12 protein-coding genes are annotated in these 16,710 nt (G+C 63.2%); 2 read left to right on the top strand and 10 right to left on the bottom strand.

Annotated elements, in window-relative coordinates:
• The 7 genes from Q1M04_RS05540 to Q1M04_RS05510 form a co-directional block, all read right to left on the bottom strand.
• Window positions 1-296 (bottom strand): transposase (locus tag Q1M04_RS05540; RefSeq protein ID WP_300446790.1); only part of this gene is annotated, 296 nt, incomplete at its 3' end.
• Window positions 297-520: 224 nt separating this feature from the next.
• Entirely contained in the window at window positions 521-3,673 is a 3,153-nt protein-coding gene (locus Q1M04_RS05535) for a response regulator (RefSeq protein WP_297999727.1), read from the bottom strand.
• Between the two features lie 218 nt (window positions 3,674-3,891).
• Window positions 3,892-4,137, bottom strand: coding sequence for a hypothetical protein (locus Q1M04_RS05530; RefSeq protein ID WP_293279241.1), 246 nt, complete (start codon window positions 4,135-4,137; stop codon window positions 3,892-3,894).
• Window positions 4,138-4,347: 210 nt separating this feature from the next.
• Complete coding sequence (locus Q1M04_RS05525; RefSeq protein ID WP_297999725.1) at window positions 4,348-5,277, bottom strand: M15 family metallopeptidase; 930 nt, start codon at window positions 5,275-5,277, stop codon at window positions 4,348-4,350.
• Between the two features lie 81 nt (window positions 5,278-5,358).
• Window positions 5,359-6,138, bottom strand: coding sequence for a hypothetical protein (locus tag Q1M04_RS05520; protein ID WP_297999723.1), 780 nt, complete (start codon window positions 6,136-6,138; stop codon window positions 5,359-5,361).
• The gene (locus tag Q1M04_RS05515) at window positions 6,102-7,553 is read right to left on the bottom strand and encodes a cell wall metabolism sensor histidine kinase WalK (protein WP_297999721.1); all 1,452 of its coding nucleotides are present in this window, start codon (window positions 7,551-7,553) and stop codon (window positions 6,102-6,104) included. Before Q1M04_RS05515 ends, Q1M04_RS05520 begins: the two co-directional genes overlap by 37 nt.
• Window positions 7,554-7,627: 74 nt before the next feature.
• Window positions 7,628-8,284: a response regulator transcription factor gene (locus Q1M04_RS05510; RefSeq protein ID WP_293279245.1), complete on the bottom strand. Its 657-nt coding sequence runs from the start codon at window positions 8,282-8,284 to the stop codon at window positions 7,628-7,630.
• A 137-nt stretch (window positions 8,285-8,421) separates the two neighbouring features.
• Here Q1M04_RS05510 and Q1M04_RS05505 point away from each other — a divergent pair, with 137 nt between their 5' ends.
• Window positions 8,422-9,435 carry a DUF4397 domain-containing protein gene (locus Q1M04_RS05505; RefSeq protein ID WP_300446783.1) on the top strand — a complete coding sequence of 338 codons (1,014 nt, stop codon included), beginning with the start codon at window positions 8,422-8,424 and terminating at the stop codon, window positions 9,433-9,435.
• A 39-nt stretch (window positions 9,436-9,474) separates the two neighbouring features.
• On the opposite strand, the gene Q1M04_RS05500 is transcribed toward Q1M04_RS05505, so the two are convergent.
• Window positions 9,475-10,044, bottom strand: coding sequence for a manganese efflux pump MntP family protein (locus Q1M04_RS05500; RefSeq protein ID WP_297293752.1), 570 nt, complete (start codon window positions 10,042-10,044; stop codon window positions 9,475-9,477).
• 415 nt (window positions 10,045-10,459) lie between these two features.
• Between Q1M04_RS05500 and thrS the strand changes: the two genes are divergently transcribed.
• Window positions 10,460-12,220: a threonine--tRNA ligase gene (gene thrS / locus Q1M04_RS05495; protein ID WP_300346130.1), complete on the top strand. Its 1,761-nt coding sequence runs from the start codon at window positions 10,460-10,462 to the stop codon at window positions 12,218-12,220.
• 63 nt (window positions 12,221-12,283) lie between these two features.
• Here the strand turns inward: thrS and Q1M04_RS05490 are convergent, their stop codons facing one another.
• Together Q1M04_RS05490 and glgA are read right to left on the bottom strand one after the other, a co-directional pair.
• Window positions 12,284-14,710: a glycogen/starch/alpha-glucan phosphorylase gene (locus tag Q1M04_RS05490; protein WP_293280580.1), complete on the bottom strand. Its 2,427-nt coding sequence runs from the start codon at window positions 14,708-14,710 to the stop codon at window positions 12,284-12,286.
• 8 nt (window positions 14,711-14,718) lie between these two features.
• On the bottom strand, window positions 14,719-16,623 hold the full coding sequence (glgA, locus tag Q1M04_RS05485) for a glycogen synthase GlgA (protein WP_300346127.1): 1,905 nt from the start codon (window positions 16,621-16,623) through the stop codon (window positions 14,719-14,721).
• Window positions 16,624-16,710 lie beyond the last annotated feature (87 nt).

Here is a 16,710-nt window from a genome sequence, read left to right as displayed (position 1 = left end):
TCACTCAGCGTGTATCGCAGGAACCATCGGTACGCTGCATCCGTCTTTGCTCTGCGGAGCGTCCCCGGCAGCGATACGTTCCCGTCCAGGTGTTGGAGCAGCACCAGTTTGAACAGCACTGCCGGATTGATACTCCTCCGCCCTTCATCCTCGCTGTACAGCGGCTCCGCAATTTCATACAGCCCCTCAAAATCCACCGCCGCATCCACTTGCCGAAACAGATGCTCCGCCGGCACAAGACTTTCCGCATCCACCATTTCTATGACCCCGCGCTCGTTTTTCCCTCGCTCCAACATATCTCTCCCCCTTATTCCCTATTTTATCATCTTTATATGAAAAAGTCTGCCTTGTGGCAGACTTTTTCGACAGACCGAGCACGATCTTTCAATCGTGCTTTCTCTCAGGTATTAATTTGTGTCACATTGGCTTGATTTTGCGGTGACTGCCTGATATTTTTGGGTTCTGCGCGTCATTCTTTATCCGGCACACCCATTTGGCCTCTCTCCCGTTTTTTTGAAGCTTAGCGGTTCCGCAGTACGTTTTGCAGGGTTTCCAGCAGCTTGGCAATGTCGATGGGCTTGGAGATGTGCCCGTTCATGCCGCATTTGAGGGCCGCCTGTTTGTCTTCTTCAAAGGCGTTGGCCGTCATGGCCAGAATGGGGATGCCGCTTCGTGCCGGGTCCTCCATGGACCGGATGGCCCGGGTGGCCTCATAGCCGTTCATGACAGGCATCTGCACGTCCATCAGCACCAGCTGGTAATAGTCCGGCTCCGCCTGTTCCAGCAGGTCCAGGGCAATCCGCCCGTTCTCCGCGATTTCCACGGTGAAGCCCGCCTCCTCCAAAATGGCCTGGGCGATTTCCTGGTTCAGCTCGTTGTCCTCCGCCAGCAGGATGCGGCCCAGGGCCAGGGGCAGGGCGGCGGTTTCGCCCGCCGCCTCGGGGGTCTCCTCCGTGCCCACGATGGAGAGGAGGCAGTCCCGCAGCTCGGAGAGGAATAGGGGCTTTCCGCAGAAGGCGGTGACCCCGGCCTCCTTGGCCTCGTCTTCAATGTCGGCCCAGTCGTAGGCGGTGAGGACGATGATGGGCACCTCGTCCCCGCACTCCTTGCGGATGCGCCGGGTGACCTCGATGCCGTTCATGTCCGGCAGCAGCCAGTCGATGATGTAAACGCTGTAGTGGTCCCGCCGCATGACGGCCTGCCGGGTGCGGAGCACCGCTTCCTTGCCGGAGAGGGTCCATTCCGCCCGCATGCCGATCTGCTGGAGCATACAGGAGACGCTGTCGCAGGTGTTGAAGTCGTCGTCCACCACCAGGGCGCGGCAGCCGGAGAGCTCCGGGATGGTGGTGGGCTGCTTCTCGTCGGAGCAGAGACGGAAGGTGAGGTCCACGGAGAATTCCGTCCCCACGCCCTGGCGGCTCTTGACATGGATGGAGCCGTTCATCATCTCCACGATGTTCCGGGTAATGGCCATGCCCAGGCCGGTGCCCTGGATGCCGCTGGTGGTGGAGTTCCGCTCCCGCTCGAAGGGCTCGAAGATGTGGGCGACGAACTCCTCGCTCATGCCGATGCCGGTGTCCCGGACGCTGAACTCATAGGCGGCGTGGCCCGCCGGGGCGGAGGGCTTCTCCGTCACCCGGATGCTGACGATGCCCCCGGCAGGGGTGTACTTGATGGAGTTGCCCAGCAGGTTCAAGAGGATCTGGTTCAGCCGCAGCCGGTCGCAGAGGATGTCCTCGTGAATCACGTCCACGGCGTCCATGTAAAGCTCCAGCTGCTTGGCGTGGACGTCCGCCTGGACGATGCTCCGCAGGCCATGGAGGATGTCCGGCAGGGAGCAGGGCTTTTCGTCCAGGTACATCTTGCCGCTTTCGATGCGGCTCATGTCCAGCACGTCGTTGATGAGGCTGAGCAGGTGGTTGCCGGAGGTCATGATCTTTTTCAGATATTCCTCCACCTGCTCCCGGTTGTCGATGTGGGTGGTGGCCAGGGCGGTGAAGCCGATGATGGCGTTCATGGGGGTTCGGATGTCGTGGGACATGTTGGAGAGGAAGACGCTCTTTGCCTTGCTGGCCCGGTTGGCCTGGGCCAGGGCGTCCTCCAGCAGGCTCTTTTTCTCCATCTCCGACCGGGTTTCCTCGTCCACGCAGCGAAAGCCGATGACCACGCCCCGGCTGGAGGACTGGTCCCCGATGGGCACGGCCTTCATCTGGAAATAGCGGATTTCACCCATGCAGACGGTCCGGTAGTTGAGGTAGTAGATGCCCCGGTCCTGAAGGTCCCGAAGGAGGTTATCCCCGGCAAAGACTCGGCGGACCATGTCCCGGTCGTCCACGTAGACGCAGGTTTGTATGTAGTTTTCCATATGGACGTCCAGGGACAGATCCCCGGAGAAAAGCTGCTCCAAAAGCCCGGCGGGACAGGCGTAGGTCCGCAGGGCGTTGCCCTTGCGGGTTTCCAGATCAAAGTAACAGACCAGATTGTAGTCTGTGCTCAGGGCCTGGACCAGCTCCTGGTGGCGGCGCTCCGTGCGGAGCTGTTCTTCCTGCTCCCGCTGCTTCTGGGCGGTGCAGTCCAGGAGGAAGCGCTGATAGAACAGTTCTCCGTTTTCCTCAATCAGCTTGACATTGCCCATTACGTGGAGAACGTCCCCGTTGGTGTGCCGGACCCGGTACACCACGCTGACGCTGTCCCCCGCGTTTTTCAGGGATTTGATGGAGCTTAGCAGCTTCTCCCGGTCCTCTTCAATGACGGAGGTGGCGATGGTGTCGAAACCGGCGGCAAAGAGTTCTTCCTGGGACTGGAAGCCCAGAATTACCAGGGCGGCCCGGTTGACGCTGAGGATACGGGACCCGTCCAGGCTGTGGCACAGCACGCCGCAGTCCATGGTGGTGAACAGGGTTTCCAGCGCGTGGTTCTCCCGGCGCAGCTCCTCCTCATAGGCCCGCTCCCGGGTTACGTCGATGCCAACGCCCACGGTGCCCATGACGCTGCCGTCCAGGTCGTACAGGGGGGACTTATAGGTGGTCAGAAGCCGGGTCCCCTCGCCGGTTTGGACGGTTTCCTCCGCCACGCAGGTTTTTTGCGACTCCATGACGATCCGCTCGGACTCGATGCAGACGGGGTCATCAAATTCCACGTCCCAGATATAAGCGTGCCGCTGGCCCTGGACCTGCTCCTTGGCCTTGTTCACCGTTTGGCAGAAGCTGTCGTTTACCTTTTCGTGGACGCCGTCCTTGGTTTTGTACCAGACCAGGTTGGGCACGCTGTTGATGGCGGCCTCCAGGTACTGCCTTGCCTCCCAGAGATCCTTCTCCTGGTGGCAGGCCCGCAGCCATTTCTGGAAGCGGAAGCGCAGCTCCTCTCCGCTCATGGGCAGGGTCCACAGATCGGCCAGGGCGGGGAGCAGCTCCGTCAGCTGGGACAGCTGATCCCGCAGTCCCAGCACAACCAGCTCCGCCCCGCTCTCCGCCAGGGTCCGGACGGTTCCGGCGGCGTCCAGCCCCGTGAGGTCGGCGAAGATCACGTCGGCCTGGGCGGCCAGGGCGGGGTCCGGCTCCCCGCTCTCCAAAAACGTATGGGTAAACGGCTCCTGGGGAGCGGTCTCCTTAAGCGGGGCGAAAAGCTCCAGCCGGCGGCCGACGCAGTAGAGCCGCAGATGACAATGATACATAAGCGTTCTCCTCCATATGGCTGCGGGTTCCAGGCGGGGCCGAGGGGAAGGGATGTCCCGCCGGTTTTTCTCAATGCTATTTTAACGGGTAAAGCGGCTCGTGTCAACCATGGATGAGCCTCCAAACGGGAGGAATCCGGCTTTTCCGGGAATGAAAAAGGAGGCGCCCGGCCCAAAAGGCCATGCGCCCCGCTTCCTCCGCCCCCCTGCCGGGGAGCTTATACGCTGAAATTCAGCTGGCGATAGTAGCCGTCGTAAACCCGGGAGATGGGCTTGTCCGCCACGGCGGGCCGTTCCGGTCCATAGAGCAGACGGCCGATCTTGTAGCCCACACCGTTGATGCACACGGATTCCCCAGGTGTGCGGCCGCCGAATTTCGTCATCCAGGCCAGCGCCTCGCCCACCGTGCAGCCCTGCCGCAGCCGGCCCTGCTCGTCCCAAAGCGGATCGTAACCCAATTCCATATCTGCCGTATCCTCCATTCATTCATAAAAAGCAACCGCTACACATTGTAGCCGACTCCCCCGGCAAAAGCAATGGCGGGAGTGGAGAAAAAAGGGGGGGATATTCGTGAAAATCACGGCTTGACAAATGATGGAAATTGGGTTTCCCTTGCGCGGCAGGGGATAGCGCCGGCGAAAGGCCGCCTCACAGGGCGGCCTCCCGCTTTTTTGTCAGCATTCTCCCAGGTATTCCTCCAGGCAGAGCCCCTGCCGCATAATCTCCCCCGCGGCTTCCTCTCCCACATAGCGGTAGTGCCAGGGCTCGTAGCCCACGCCGGTGAGGGCGCTTTTCTCCGTGGGATAGCGGAGGATGAAGCCGTACTCGGCGCAGTGCTCCATCAGCCACTGCTGCACCGCCGTCTTCTCCTGGCCCTCGTCTAAAAGCTGGTAGGACTTGTCCACAATGTCCACCGCCAGCCCGGCCTGATGCTCGCTGGTTCCGGGGCGGGCCACCCAGACGGCGGCCTGTTCCTCCGCCTCCTCCAAGGACCCGGCCTGGGGGAGGCAGGATTGGACCTTTCGCTGGAACAGCTCCTCCTGCTTCTCCCAGCTTCGGTAGGAGGAGCAGATGGTGGGCTCCAGCCCCTCCGCCCGGCAGTCGTCCATCATCCGCTGGAGGGCGGGGTAGGCCCGCTTGTCGATGGCGTGGCCGTTGATCAATTGGGTGAATTCCGGGACCTGGAAATCCTGCGGCAGGGGATGGTCCCCGTTGACCAGGATCAGGTTCCAGCCGTCCTTGGGGACGGCGCTGTCCTTCCCGTCGGAGGCAGGTGTGCCCTCCCCGCCGGAGGTCACCGACCCGGGGACGGTTAGAACGCGGACGGGGCCGCCGTTTCCGGCCCCCGCTCCCGCCGCGGCTTGGGCGGCCCTGTTTCCCGCGGCCTCGGCCTGGCCCAGCAGGAAGCCGCCGGCGAACAGCATCAGCCCCAGAAGAAGAGCCAGGAGGGGCAGGGGGGACCGCCGGGGACTCCGCCGGGCCCGGGAGGGCGCGGGGCGGCGTGGCCTGGAAACCATGGGCGCGTCCCATTGAGCAGGGGCGGCGGCGTAATACTCCCGGTCAGGACGGGAGAATTCATGTAATACGCAGGAATGAACAGACATAGAAACAGCTCCTTCGCTCTTGAACTGTCTCTATGATAAGGCTTGTCCCCGTCGAAACCGAAACATTCCTGCATCGAAGTCTTACCATTTTTGCATCGAAGCTGCATCGGTGGGCTCGCGGCCATAGCTTACGGAGATTTCCTTGTCCACGGCGGCCCAGTCTACCGTAAAGCTGAAATACAGATCGGTCCAGTGCCTTGCAATCCAAAAGAGGCTCTTGCAGTCCGTCAGCCGGAAACACGCGACGTCGCCGGTGTCCTCCTCCGGGGTGTAGTCCAGCCCCAGCCGGTCCAGAATCGCCTTCCCCAACTCCAGGGAAGAGACGCTGCACGGGATACCCTCAATGTTGACATTGCTGAACGTCAGGCCGACGATCTGCCCGCTTTCCCCGTCCACCGTGGCGGAGAGGTAGGCCTTCTGGTTTTTGTCATGGGTGGAGGCCGTGATGAAGCTGGCGCTGGAGAGGTCCGTCTGGTCCCGGAGATAGTGCCGGGACCATTCCCAGGAGTCGCCGTCGATCTCCGACAGCAGCGTCCGCGCCGCGGGCGAGAGGAGGCTTCCCAGCTCCGCCAGGTCCTCCCGGAGCTGCGCCATGGCCCGGTCCCGCTCCGCGCCCTCCAGCTCATGGCTCATGATGGTGATGTTTTCCGGCATTTCCTGCCACTGGACCAGGAGCCAGAGCCGCCCCGGCAGGTCCGGGGGCTTGAAGGGGAAGTTGCTGTCCTCCGACAGGTCCTCGGCGTGGACCGTGCCGGTGAGCTTGCTGTCCTCCAAGGTGGAAAGCCGCAGGGGCAGCAGGGCCAGAGCCGTGACGGTCAGCGCCGTCAGGATGGGGAAGAGCCAGTTTTTCCAGTTTCGCACGGCAGTTCCTCCCCTCCTTTCCAAAGCACCCGGACCCGGGTGCCCCGGCCCGGCTCGCTCTCAATTTCCAGCTCCCCGCCGTGGAGCTCCACAATCCGGCGGCACAGGGCCAGCCCCAGCCCCGCGCCCCCCTGGGCCCGGGCGCGGGACTTGTCCACCATGTAAAAAGCCTCCGTCACCCGCTCCAGCTCCTCCGCCGGGATGCCCTTGCCCTGGTCCGTCACCTGGACGCAGCAGCTTCCATCCTCCAGGGCGAAGCCCTCCAGCAAAATCTCCCCGCCGTCCTCCATGGCCTTCCGGGCGTTGTCCAGCAGGTTCATGCAGACGGTCTCCATCAAATCCGGCTCCATCCGCGCCGTCACCGCCTGGGACTGAAGGGTGAGCCGGATGCCCGCCTGCCGGAGGGGCGGCTCCATGGCCCCGGCCACCCGGCGGAGGAACGCGTCCAGGGGTACGGGCCGCAGGGGGAAGTCCTGCCGTCCCAGGACGATGAGGTCCAGCAGCTTCCGGCTCAGGGCCTCCAGCCGCCGCCCCTCGCCGAAGATATACCCGGCGCTCTCCCGGACCTGTTCCTCCGTGGCCGGGCGGGAGCGGAGAAGGTCGGCGTAGCCGATGATGGAGGTCAGGGGCGTTTTAATCTCGTGGGCAAAACTGCCGATGAAGTCCTCCTGGCGGCGCTGGGCGGCCTTCAGCTCCGCCACCTGGCGCTGGATGCGGTGGGCCATGACGTTGAAGTCGGCGGAGAGCTGGGCGATCTCGTCGTCCCCGTCCACCCGAACCCGCTGGCTGAGCTCCCCCTCCGCCATCCGCCGGGCGGCGGCGGAAAGGCGGGCCAGGGGCCGGGCCAGCATGGCGGCCACCGCCAGGGACAGGCCCCCCACCGCCCCGGTGAGGACCAGCATCAAGGAGAAGAAGCTCCGGTACTGCTCCGACCGGGATTGGAACAGCTCTCCCACCTCCCGGCAGTTTTCCAGGTAGAGGATGCCGTCCTCCAGGGCCAGGGGGCTGGCGGCGTGGAGGTAAATCCGCCCGTCGGCCAGGGCGTTCATGACCCAGCCCCGCTGCCCGGCGGGAAGCTGGGAGGTGAGGCCCGCCGCCTCCACCGGCAGCACGCCGCTGCCGCCCAGGGCCGTTCCAGCCTCATCGCTGAGACGGAAGGAGACTGTCCGCCCCTGGCCGGTGGTGATGCTGATGCCCCCGGCGGCTTTGGCCAGCTCTTCCCGGCTGTACAGGGGGTTGAAGGCCAGCTCCTGGGCCAGGGCGAAGCGGAGGAGGTCGTTTTCCTCGTACAGCGCCGCCACCTCCCGGTCCAAAGAGGCGCGAAACTGGGCGTGGATGAGGGCGTAGCCCCCGGCGGAGCAGGCCAGGGCCGTGATGAGGACCATGCTGCAAAAGAGCTTCCAGAATAATTTCACAAAAAGCCTCCTTTTGGGTGGGAGCGAACCGCAGGGGCGGACCTGTGTGTCCGCCCGCTTCCGTCATGCCGCCCCTACACCTCCAGCCGGTAGCCCACCTTATAAACCGCCACCAGCCGGTTCTCCAGCCCCAGCTTCTTCCGCATCCGCTGGATGTGGAGGTCTACGGTCCGGCTGTCCCCCAGGAACTCCTCGCCCCAGACCTTTTCATAAATTCGGTCCCGGTAGAGGGCGATGTTTTTGTTTTGCAGGAAGAGCAGCAGCAAATCGTACTCCTTGGCGGTCAGGGCCACGGGGGCCCCGGCCCGGCGCACGACGCGGCTGGCGGTGTCGATTTCAATGTCCGGCGGCAGGGAGAGGACCCGCCCTGTCTTTCCGCAGCGGCGGAGGACGGTTTCCACCCGGGCCAGCAGCTCCATCAGCTCGAAGGGCTTGACGATATAGTCCTCCGCCCCCAGGCGCAGGCCCTTCACCCGGTCCTCCAGCTCTCCCTTGGCGGTGAGGAAGATCACCGGCACCTCCAGGCTTTTGCAGTATTCCAGCACCTCATAGCCGTCGGCCTTGGGCAGCATAATGTCCAGCAGCGCCAGATCGAAGGGCTGGGCTTCCAGCTTGTCCGCCGCGTCCGCCCCGTCAGGGGCCCAGGCGCAGCGGTAGCCCGCCCCCTCCAGGGCGGTGCGGATGAGGTTGGCGATGGGGGCCTCGTCCTCGGCAATGAGGATTTTGTTCACGGAAATCACGTCCTTTGACAAGATGCCTGTTTGGAGTATAGTTTGTATCGTCCTTCCATCATTCTTGCATCATGAACCGGAGAGGGGGCTTTGGCATAGACTGTCGTAGCCCCAATCGAAAGGAGGACGCCGGAAGCGTGCTTCCGGCTGCATATATGAATCAGAATCAGAATATGATGCGGCAATTCTCCTCTCCCACCGCCTGGAACGGCCGGTCGGGAGAAGCTGTCATTCCCCTGCCTAATCCCGGCGAGGGCGGGCCTGTCTACCCCGGCAACATGGACGGAGGCGAGGCCGTGATTCCCCTGCCCAACCCCGGCGAGGGCGGCCCGGTCTATCCCGGTCCCGACGGCGGCGGCGTGGTGGAGCCCGTCATCCCCCTGCCCAACCCCGGCGAGGGCGGCCCGGTTTACCCCGGCCCCGGCGGCGGAAATCAGACCTGGCCCTGTCACGGCGGAGGCTGCGGCGGGATCATCGTCCTGCCCGGTGTCATCGGCGGCGTGTGGCCTGGCGCGGCGAAGGTCCGCTTTTTGAACGCGGGCTACGGCTATCCTGCCTTCCGCGTTTTCGTCGGCAACCGCCGGTTTGTAAACGTGCTGAACTACGCCTCCGCCACCACCTACGGCCAGGTCAACGCCGGTTACCAGACGGTGACGGTTACGGGGACCGACGGCTATGTCTACATCCAGAAAACCATGCCCTTCCAGTCCAACGGAATTACCACCATCGCCATCATCAACACCGCCGGGGGCCTGGACCTGATGCAGATTACCGACAGCTGCTGCCCGCCCACCAACGGGTATTCCAGCTTCCGCATCGGGAATCTGGCCTATAACAGCGGCCCCCTGGACGTGATCATGAGCGACGGCCGGGTGGTCTGGGCGGACCTGCGGTTTAAGGAGGTCCCCGCCTTCAAGCGTATCATGCCCGGCACCTACCAGTTCTTCTACGCCGACACGAACCTGACGCCCATGCCCTCCGGCCTGGACATCGAGACTATGGACTCCGCCTGGCTGGGGGTCTATCCGCCGCACGAGACTTTCGGCTCGCTGTACCTGGACGTGACCAGCAACGCGATTTACAGCGTCTATCTCCTCCAGAGCGGCAGAAACCGGAACAACATCCAGAACCTGATTTTGATGGACCGCTAAGGCAAAACGCCCGCGCCCAAGACGGCGCGGGCGCTTTTCTCAGAACGCGAGGATTCCCAGGTGCTCCAGCAGGATTTTCAGGCCCATGAGAATCAGGATGACGCCTCCCGCCAGCTCCGCCCGGGCCTTGTAGCGCAGGCCGAAGACGTTGCCCACTTTCAGCCCCAGGGCGGAGAGGAGGAAGGTGGCGGCGCCGATGAGGGACACGGCGGAGAGGATATGCACGTCCGGCAGCAGGGCGAAGGTGACGCCCACCGCCAGGGCGTCGATGCTGGTGGCCACGGCCAGGAGGAACATGGTGCGGAGGCCGAAGGAATCGTCGTGACATTCCTCGTCCCCGGAAAGGCTCTCCCTGACCATGTTCCCGCCGATGAAGGCCAGGAGGACGAAGGCGATCCAGTGGTCAAAGGCGCTGATATATTGGTCAAAGGCGGAGCCCAGCAGGAAGCCGATGGAGGGCATCAGCGCCTGGAAGCCGCCGAACCAGGCGCCGGTGAGGAGGTAGTGCCGGGGCTTCAGCCGCTGGACGGACAGGCCCTTGCAGATGGAGACGGCGAAGGCATCCATCGAAAGGCCGGCAGCGATCAGCAGCAGTTCCAAAATATCCATGGGGAAGCCTCCCTGTATATGTAGTTTTTAGATGATACCACAACCATATTCCGGCTGTCAACGAATATGAACCGGGCAGGGGAAAAATGGCCGTTTCCGCACGCTTGACATTTCCGCCGCTTGGTGTTATAGTGTCTTTGTCAAATTGGCTGTGACGGAGACGGAGCCGCCGGAAACGCCCAGAGAGGGACGCGCATGCTGAAAGCGTCCCGCGCCGAACGCGGAGCCTCCACCACTCCCGAGCCGCCCGGGATAACCGGGCCGGGCCCTCCCGTTACCGAGGACGCGAGCGGCGGTCCGCATCCGGGCCGCAAGCAGGGTGGAACCGTGGAATGCGTTTTTCGTATCCCACCCCTGATTCTTCATCAGGGGTGGGATTTTTTGCCCCCGCCCCGTAATAAAAGGAGGAATTACCATGAGTGAAGAAAGCAATCTGTATACCTTTGAAAACGAAACCTACCGCAAGACCTACTGGCACACCTGCTCCCACATCCTGGCCCAGGCGGTGAAGCGGCTGTACCCGGAGGTGAAGCTGGCCATCGGCCCCTCCATCGACGAGGGCTTCTATTACGACATGGACTCTCCCTTCCCCTTCACCCCGGAGATCATGGAAAAAATCGAGGGCGAGATGCGGAAAATCTGCAAGGAGAAGCTGAAGCTGGAGCGCTTCGAGCTGCCCCGGGCGGAGGCCGTGAAGTTCATGGAGGAAAAGGGCGAGCCCTTCAAGGTGGAGCTCATCAACGACCTCCCCGAGGACGCCGCCATCAGCTTCTACAAGCAGGGCGAGTTCACGGACCTCTGCGCCGGTCCCCACTTGGATTCTACAGGACGTGTAAAGGGAAATGCCATTAAGCTGACGGCCTGCAACGCCGCCTACTGGCGGGGAGACTCCAACCGGGAAACCCTCCAGCGCATCTACGGCATCGCCTTCCCCAAGAAGGACGAGCTGGACGAATACCTCAAGCGCATTGAGGAGGCCAAGAAGCGGGACCACCGGAAGCTGGGCAAGGAATTGGGCCTGTTCATGCTCCGGGACGAGGGCCCCGGCTTCCCCTTCTTCCTGCCCAAGGGCATGACGCTGAAAAATACCCTGCTGGACTATTGGCGGCAGGTCCACAAAAAGTACGGCTACGTGGAGATCTCCACCCCCATCATGCTGAACCGCCAGCTGTGGGAGCGCTCCGGCCACTGGGACCACTACAAAAACAACATGTACACCACCGTCATCGACGAAGTGGACTTCGCGGTGAAGCCCATGAACTGCCCCGGCGGCATGCTGGTCTACGCCAGCGAGCCCCACTCCTATAAGGAGCTGCCCCTGCGGGTGGGGGAGATCGGCCTGGTCCACCGGCATGAGCTGTCCGGCGCCCTCCACGGCCTCTTCCGGGTCCGCTGCTTCAACCAGGACGACGCCCACGTCTTTATGACCCGGGAGCAGATGCAGGACGTTATCCAGGAGACGGTTCGCCTCTTCGACGAGGTCTACTCCACCTTCGGCCTCAGCTACACCATTGAGCTTTCCACCATGCCGGAGGACCACATCGGCACCGTGGAGGAGTGGGAGCGGAACCAGGACATTTTGAAAGCCGCCATCACCGACATGGGCAAGGACTTTGTCATCAACGAGGGGGACGGCGCGTTCTACGGCCCCAAGCTGGACTTCCACCTCTCCGACTCCCTGGGCCGGACCTGGCAGTGCGGCACCATCCAGCTGGACAGCCAGCTGCCGGAGCGCTTTGAGCTGGAGTACACCGGCGAGGACGGAGCGAAGCACCGCCCCGTCATGATTCACCGGGTGGTCCTGGGCTCCATCGAGCGCTTCATCGGCGTGATTACCGAGCACTTCGCCGGGGCCTTCCCCCTGTGGCTGAGCCCTGTCCAGGTGAAGGTCCTCACCGTCACCGACCGGGCGGACGCTTACGCCGCGGAGCTTGCCAAGACCCTGGACGAGCTGGGCTTCCGGGTGGAGACCGACGTCCGAAACGAGAAGATCGGCAAGAAAATCCGGGAGGCCACCCTGGAGAAGGACCCCTATATGCTGGTGGTGGGCGACCGGGACGTGGAAAACAAAACCGTCTCCGTCCGCACCCGGGGCGGCGAGGACCTGGGCGCCATGAGCCTGGAGGCCTTTGCCGTGAAGCTTCGGGAAGAAGTGGACAGCAAGGTCATTCTGTAAACCAAACGTATAAACGCAAGGGACGTATCCGTTTTGGATACGTCCCTTTTGATTGGTTTGCAATTATTTGTGAGGTACGTGCCAGATGTTGTCGGCGTACTGGGCGATGGAGCGGTCGGCGGCGAAGATGCCGCTGCGGGCGATGTTGTGGAGGCTCATGCGGTTCCACTTGACGGGGTCGGCGTAGGTCTCCACCATGCGCTTTTCCGCCTCGCAGTAGGACGCGAAGTCCGCCAGGAGCAGGTACTCGTCGGCGGGGCTGCCGCCGAGCCCTAACAGGAGCCGCTGATAGAGGTCGTCGTAGCATACGCCGTCCCGGAAGCCGGTGCGCAGGGCGTCCATGGCCCGGCGGAGCTTCTCGTCCCGGTTATACCAGCGCTGGGGCACGTAGCCCTCCCGCTTGAGGGCCTCCACCTCGTCGGCGTGGAGGCCGAAGAGGAACATGTTCTCGTCTCCCAGCACCTCATGCATCTCCACGTTGGCGCCGTCCAGGGTGCCCACGGTCAGGGCACCGTTCATCATGAATTTCATGTTTCCGGTGCCGCTGGCTTCCTTGCCGGCGGTGGAGATCTGCTGGCTCACCTCGCTGGCGGGCATCAGCACCTCCGCCAGGGAAACCCGGTAGTTCTCCAGGAAGACCACCTGGAGCTTATCCTTGCAGACGGGGTCGTTTTCGATCTGGTCCGCCAGGGAGTTGATCAGGCGGATGATCCGCTTGGCCACCTCATAGCCCGGTGCCGCCTTCGCGCCGAAGAGGAAGGTGTGGGGCTGGGTGATGGCGTTGGGATCGTCCCGCAGCTTCTGGTACAGGGCGATGATGTGCAGCACGTTCAAAAGCTGGCGCTTATACTCATGAAGCCGTTTGGCCTGAACGTCGAAGATGGCGTCGGGGTTCAGAATGACGCCCCGGCTCCGCTTGGCGTGAACGGCGAGAGCCTCTTTGTTTTTCCGCTTGATCTCCGCCAGCCGGTTCAGCACGGTCTGGTCGTCCGCGTAGGCGTCCAGCTTCTGGAGGACGGAGGCGTCGGAGAGGTAGGCGTCCCCGCCGGTCAGCTCTTTGATGAGGCCGTCCAGGCCGGGGTTGATCTCGCTGAGCCAGCGGCGGTGGTCAATGCCGTTGGTGACGTTTTGGAACTTTGTGGGCTCCATGGCGCAGGCGTCCTTGAAGACGTCGTTGCGCAGGATGTCGGAGTGGAGGGCGGACACGCCGTTGACGGCCATGCCTCCGGCGATGCACAGGTTCGCCATGCGGACCTGCCCGTCCCAGATGATGGCCATTTCCTTCGTTTTGGCGGGGTCATGGTAGAAGGACTCAACCCGCTTCTGCCAGCGGTTGGAGATCTCCTGAATGATCTGCCAGATGCGGGGCAGACGGCGCTCCATCAGCGTCTGGGGCCAGCGCTCCAGAGCCTCGGCCAGGACGGTGTGGTTCGTGTAGGCCACGGCGTGGGTGGTGATATACCAGGCGTCGTCCCAGTTCATTCCCGTGTCGTCAATGAGGACCCGCATCAGCTCCGGAATGACCAAAGTGGGATGGGTGTCGTTGATTTGGATGACGTTTTTCTCATGGAAGTTTTTCAGCGTCCCATAGGTGTCCAGGTGCTTGGCGGTGATGGACTGGATGGTGGCGGAGACGAAGAAATACTGCTGCTTGAGACGGAGGGATTTGCCCTCGATGTGGTTGTCGTCGGGGTAGAGGACCTTGGCGATGGTTTCCGCCATGGTCTCCTCCTCGGCGGCTTTCAGGTACTCGCCCTGGCCGAAGAGGCTCATGTCGATGGCCTTGGTCGGCCGGGGGTCCCACAGGCGGAGGACGTTGACATGCCCCGTGCCGTATCCGGCGATTTCCATGTCGTAGGGGATCGCCTGGATGGTGGTGGCGTTTTCATTGACCGTGTGGAGATGGCCGTCCGCCCAGAACTCCCGGACGGTGCCGCCGAAGGAAACCATTTGCGCTTCGGCGGGCTTGGGCAGCAGCCAGGCCGCGCCCAGGTCCTTCCAGTGGTCGGGGAGTTCCACCTGCTGGCCCTCCACGATCTTCTGCTTGAACAGGCCCAGCTCGTAGCAGATGGAATAGCCGGTGGCGGGGATCTCCAGGGTGGTCATGGAATCCAGATAGCAGGCGGCCAGGCGCCCAAGACCCCCGTTGCCCAGCGCCGCGTCGGGCTCCATCTCGAAGATGTCCCCGGCCTTGAAGCCCAGGTGCTCCAGGGCCTCTTTCAGCTGAGGCAGCAGATCCAGGTTATAGGCGTTTTTCATCAGGCTGCGGCCGATGAGGAATTCCATAGACAGGTAGTGGACCTGCTTTTTCTTGTTCTGACGGGTCTTCTTCCGGGTTTCAACCTCCCGGAGGGCCATCATGTCCCGGAGGACCAGGGCGCTGGCCCGCATCATTTCGCCGTCGGTGGCCTCATCGGCGGCTTTGCCGAAGTTGGTCATCAGTTTGGCGGACAGGGCTTCTTCCAGTTCTTTCGTCGTAATCGATGCCATAAGCGTTCTCACTCCGCAGACTTTTTCTTGCCGGCGGTTCCTTTCTTTGAGGTTGACTTCTTTTCGGTTTTCTTCTCAGCTTTGTCAGCTTTGGAGGCGGTTTTAGAAGCGGTTTTCCGAGTCTTCTTGGCGGGCTTCTCAGGGGCGGGAGCGGGCTCCTCAACAGGCGCGGGCTCCTCGGCGGGGGCGGGCTCCTCGGCGGGCGCGGGCTCCTCGGCGGGCGCGGCTTCCACGACGGGTGCGGGCTCCTCGGCGGGGGCGGCTTCCGCGACGGGGGCGGGCTCCTCAGCGGGGGCGGGCTCCTCAGCGGGGGCGGGCTCCTCAGCGGGGGCGGCTTCCACGGCGGGCACGGGCTCCTCGGCAGGGGCGGCTTCCACGACAGGCGCGGGTTCCTCAGTGGGGACGGGCTCCTCAGCGGGGGCGGCCTCTCCCTCGGAAACCTCCAGGGCCCGGCGGGTGTCGCTGTGGATGGGCCAGGTCTGGCCGGTGATGGTGGCATAGATGCGCAGATACTCCCTGGCGCTGCGGGCCCAGCTGAAATCGCAGGACATGGCCCGCTGGCGGAGCCGTCCGAAGACGTCGGGATAGTCCTTATATAGGTACACGGCCTCTCGGATAACATGGAGCATGTCGCCGCTGGAGTAGTTGGCGAAGGAGAAGCCGTTTCCGGCGTCCCGCCAGGACTCGCAGGGTTGGACGGTATCCTTCAAGCCGCCGGTCTCCCGGACGATGGGCACGGTGCCGTAGCGCATGGCGATCATTTGGCTCAGGCCGCAGGGCTCGCTCTTGGAGGGCATGAGGAAGAGGTCCGCGCCGGCGTAAATGGCCATGGACAGATCTTCGTTATAGTCCATGCGGACGGACATCCGGCCGGGATACTGCTGGGCGGCCCAGCCGAAGAAGTCCTCATACCGCTGGTCGCCGGTGCCCAGGACCACCAGCTGCATGGGGAGCTCCATCATATCGTGGAGCACCTCGCAGATCAGGTCCAGGCCCTTGTGGGAGACCAGGCGGCTTACCATAGCCACAATGGGGGTATGGGGCTCCTCCCGCAGGCCCACCATCCGCTGGAGCTCGGCTTTGCAGGCGTCTTTGCCTTCCATATCCTCGAGGGAGAAATTCTTCAGAATGCGCCCGTCGGTCCGGGGGTCGTAGAGCTTCATGTCGATGCCGTTCAACACGCCGGAGAGCTTGTTGGAGCACTGGCGCATGATGCCCTCCATCCGGTGGGCAAAGTAGGGCATTTTCAGCTCGTTGGCGTAGGTGGGGGAGACGGCGTTAACCGCGTCGGCGCAGAGGATGGCGCCCTTGAGGAGGTTGGCGTCCCCGTCCAGCAGCATGGTGCCGTCCTTGGCCCAGCCGGCGTCCAGGCCGAAGAGCTCGCCCAGGACGTAGGGGTTGTACCGGCCCTGATACTCGATGTTGTGGATGGTGACCACGGTCTTGATGGAGCGGTAGCGGTCTTCCCGCACGCCGTCGTCCTTCAGGTAGATGGGGACCAGGGCGGACTGCCAGTCGTTGCAGTGGACCACCTCGGGCCAGAATTTGAAGTGGTCCAGCATCCGCACCACGGCCCGGGAAAAGAAAGCGAAGCGCTCGCCGTCGTCGGCCTGGCCGTAGAGGGAGCCCCGGTTGAAGTACTGCTCGTTGTCCAGGAAGTACCAGGTCACGCCGTCCTTCTCCAGGGAGAAGAGGCCGCAGTAATTGTGCCGCCAGGCCAGGTCTACGTAGTCGTAGCACTCGAATTTCAGCTCGTTTCCGAAGCGCTCCCGGACCCGCTGGTAGAGGGGCAGGACCACGGCCACCTCGGCGCCCTGCTCCGCCAGGGCGGGGGGAAGGGAACCGGCCACGTCGGCGAGGCCGCCGGTTTTACAGAAGGGGACCGCTTCGCTGGTCACATACAAGATTTTCATACACGTACTCCTTTTCATATCGGCCCCGGCGCAGGCCGGAGGCACGAGACTTTGGAAGGGATCGGCGGCTGAAGCGCCGCCGGAAAA

The organism is uncultured Oscillibacter sp. (assembly GCF_950073225.1).
GTDB lineage: Bacteria > Bacillota > Clostridia > Oscillospirales > Oscillospiraceae > Oscillibacter.
Note: the sequence above shows the minus strand (reverse complement) of the source record. Positions and strands in the feature narration are given on the sequence as shown.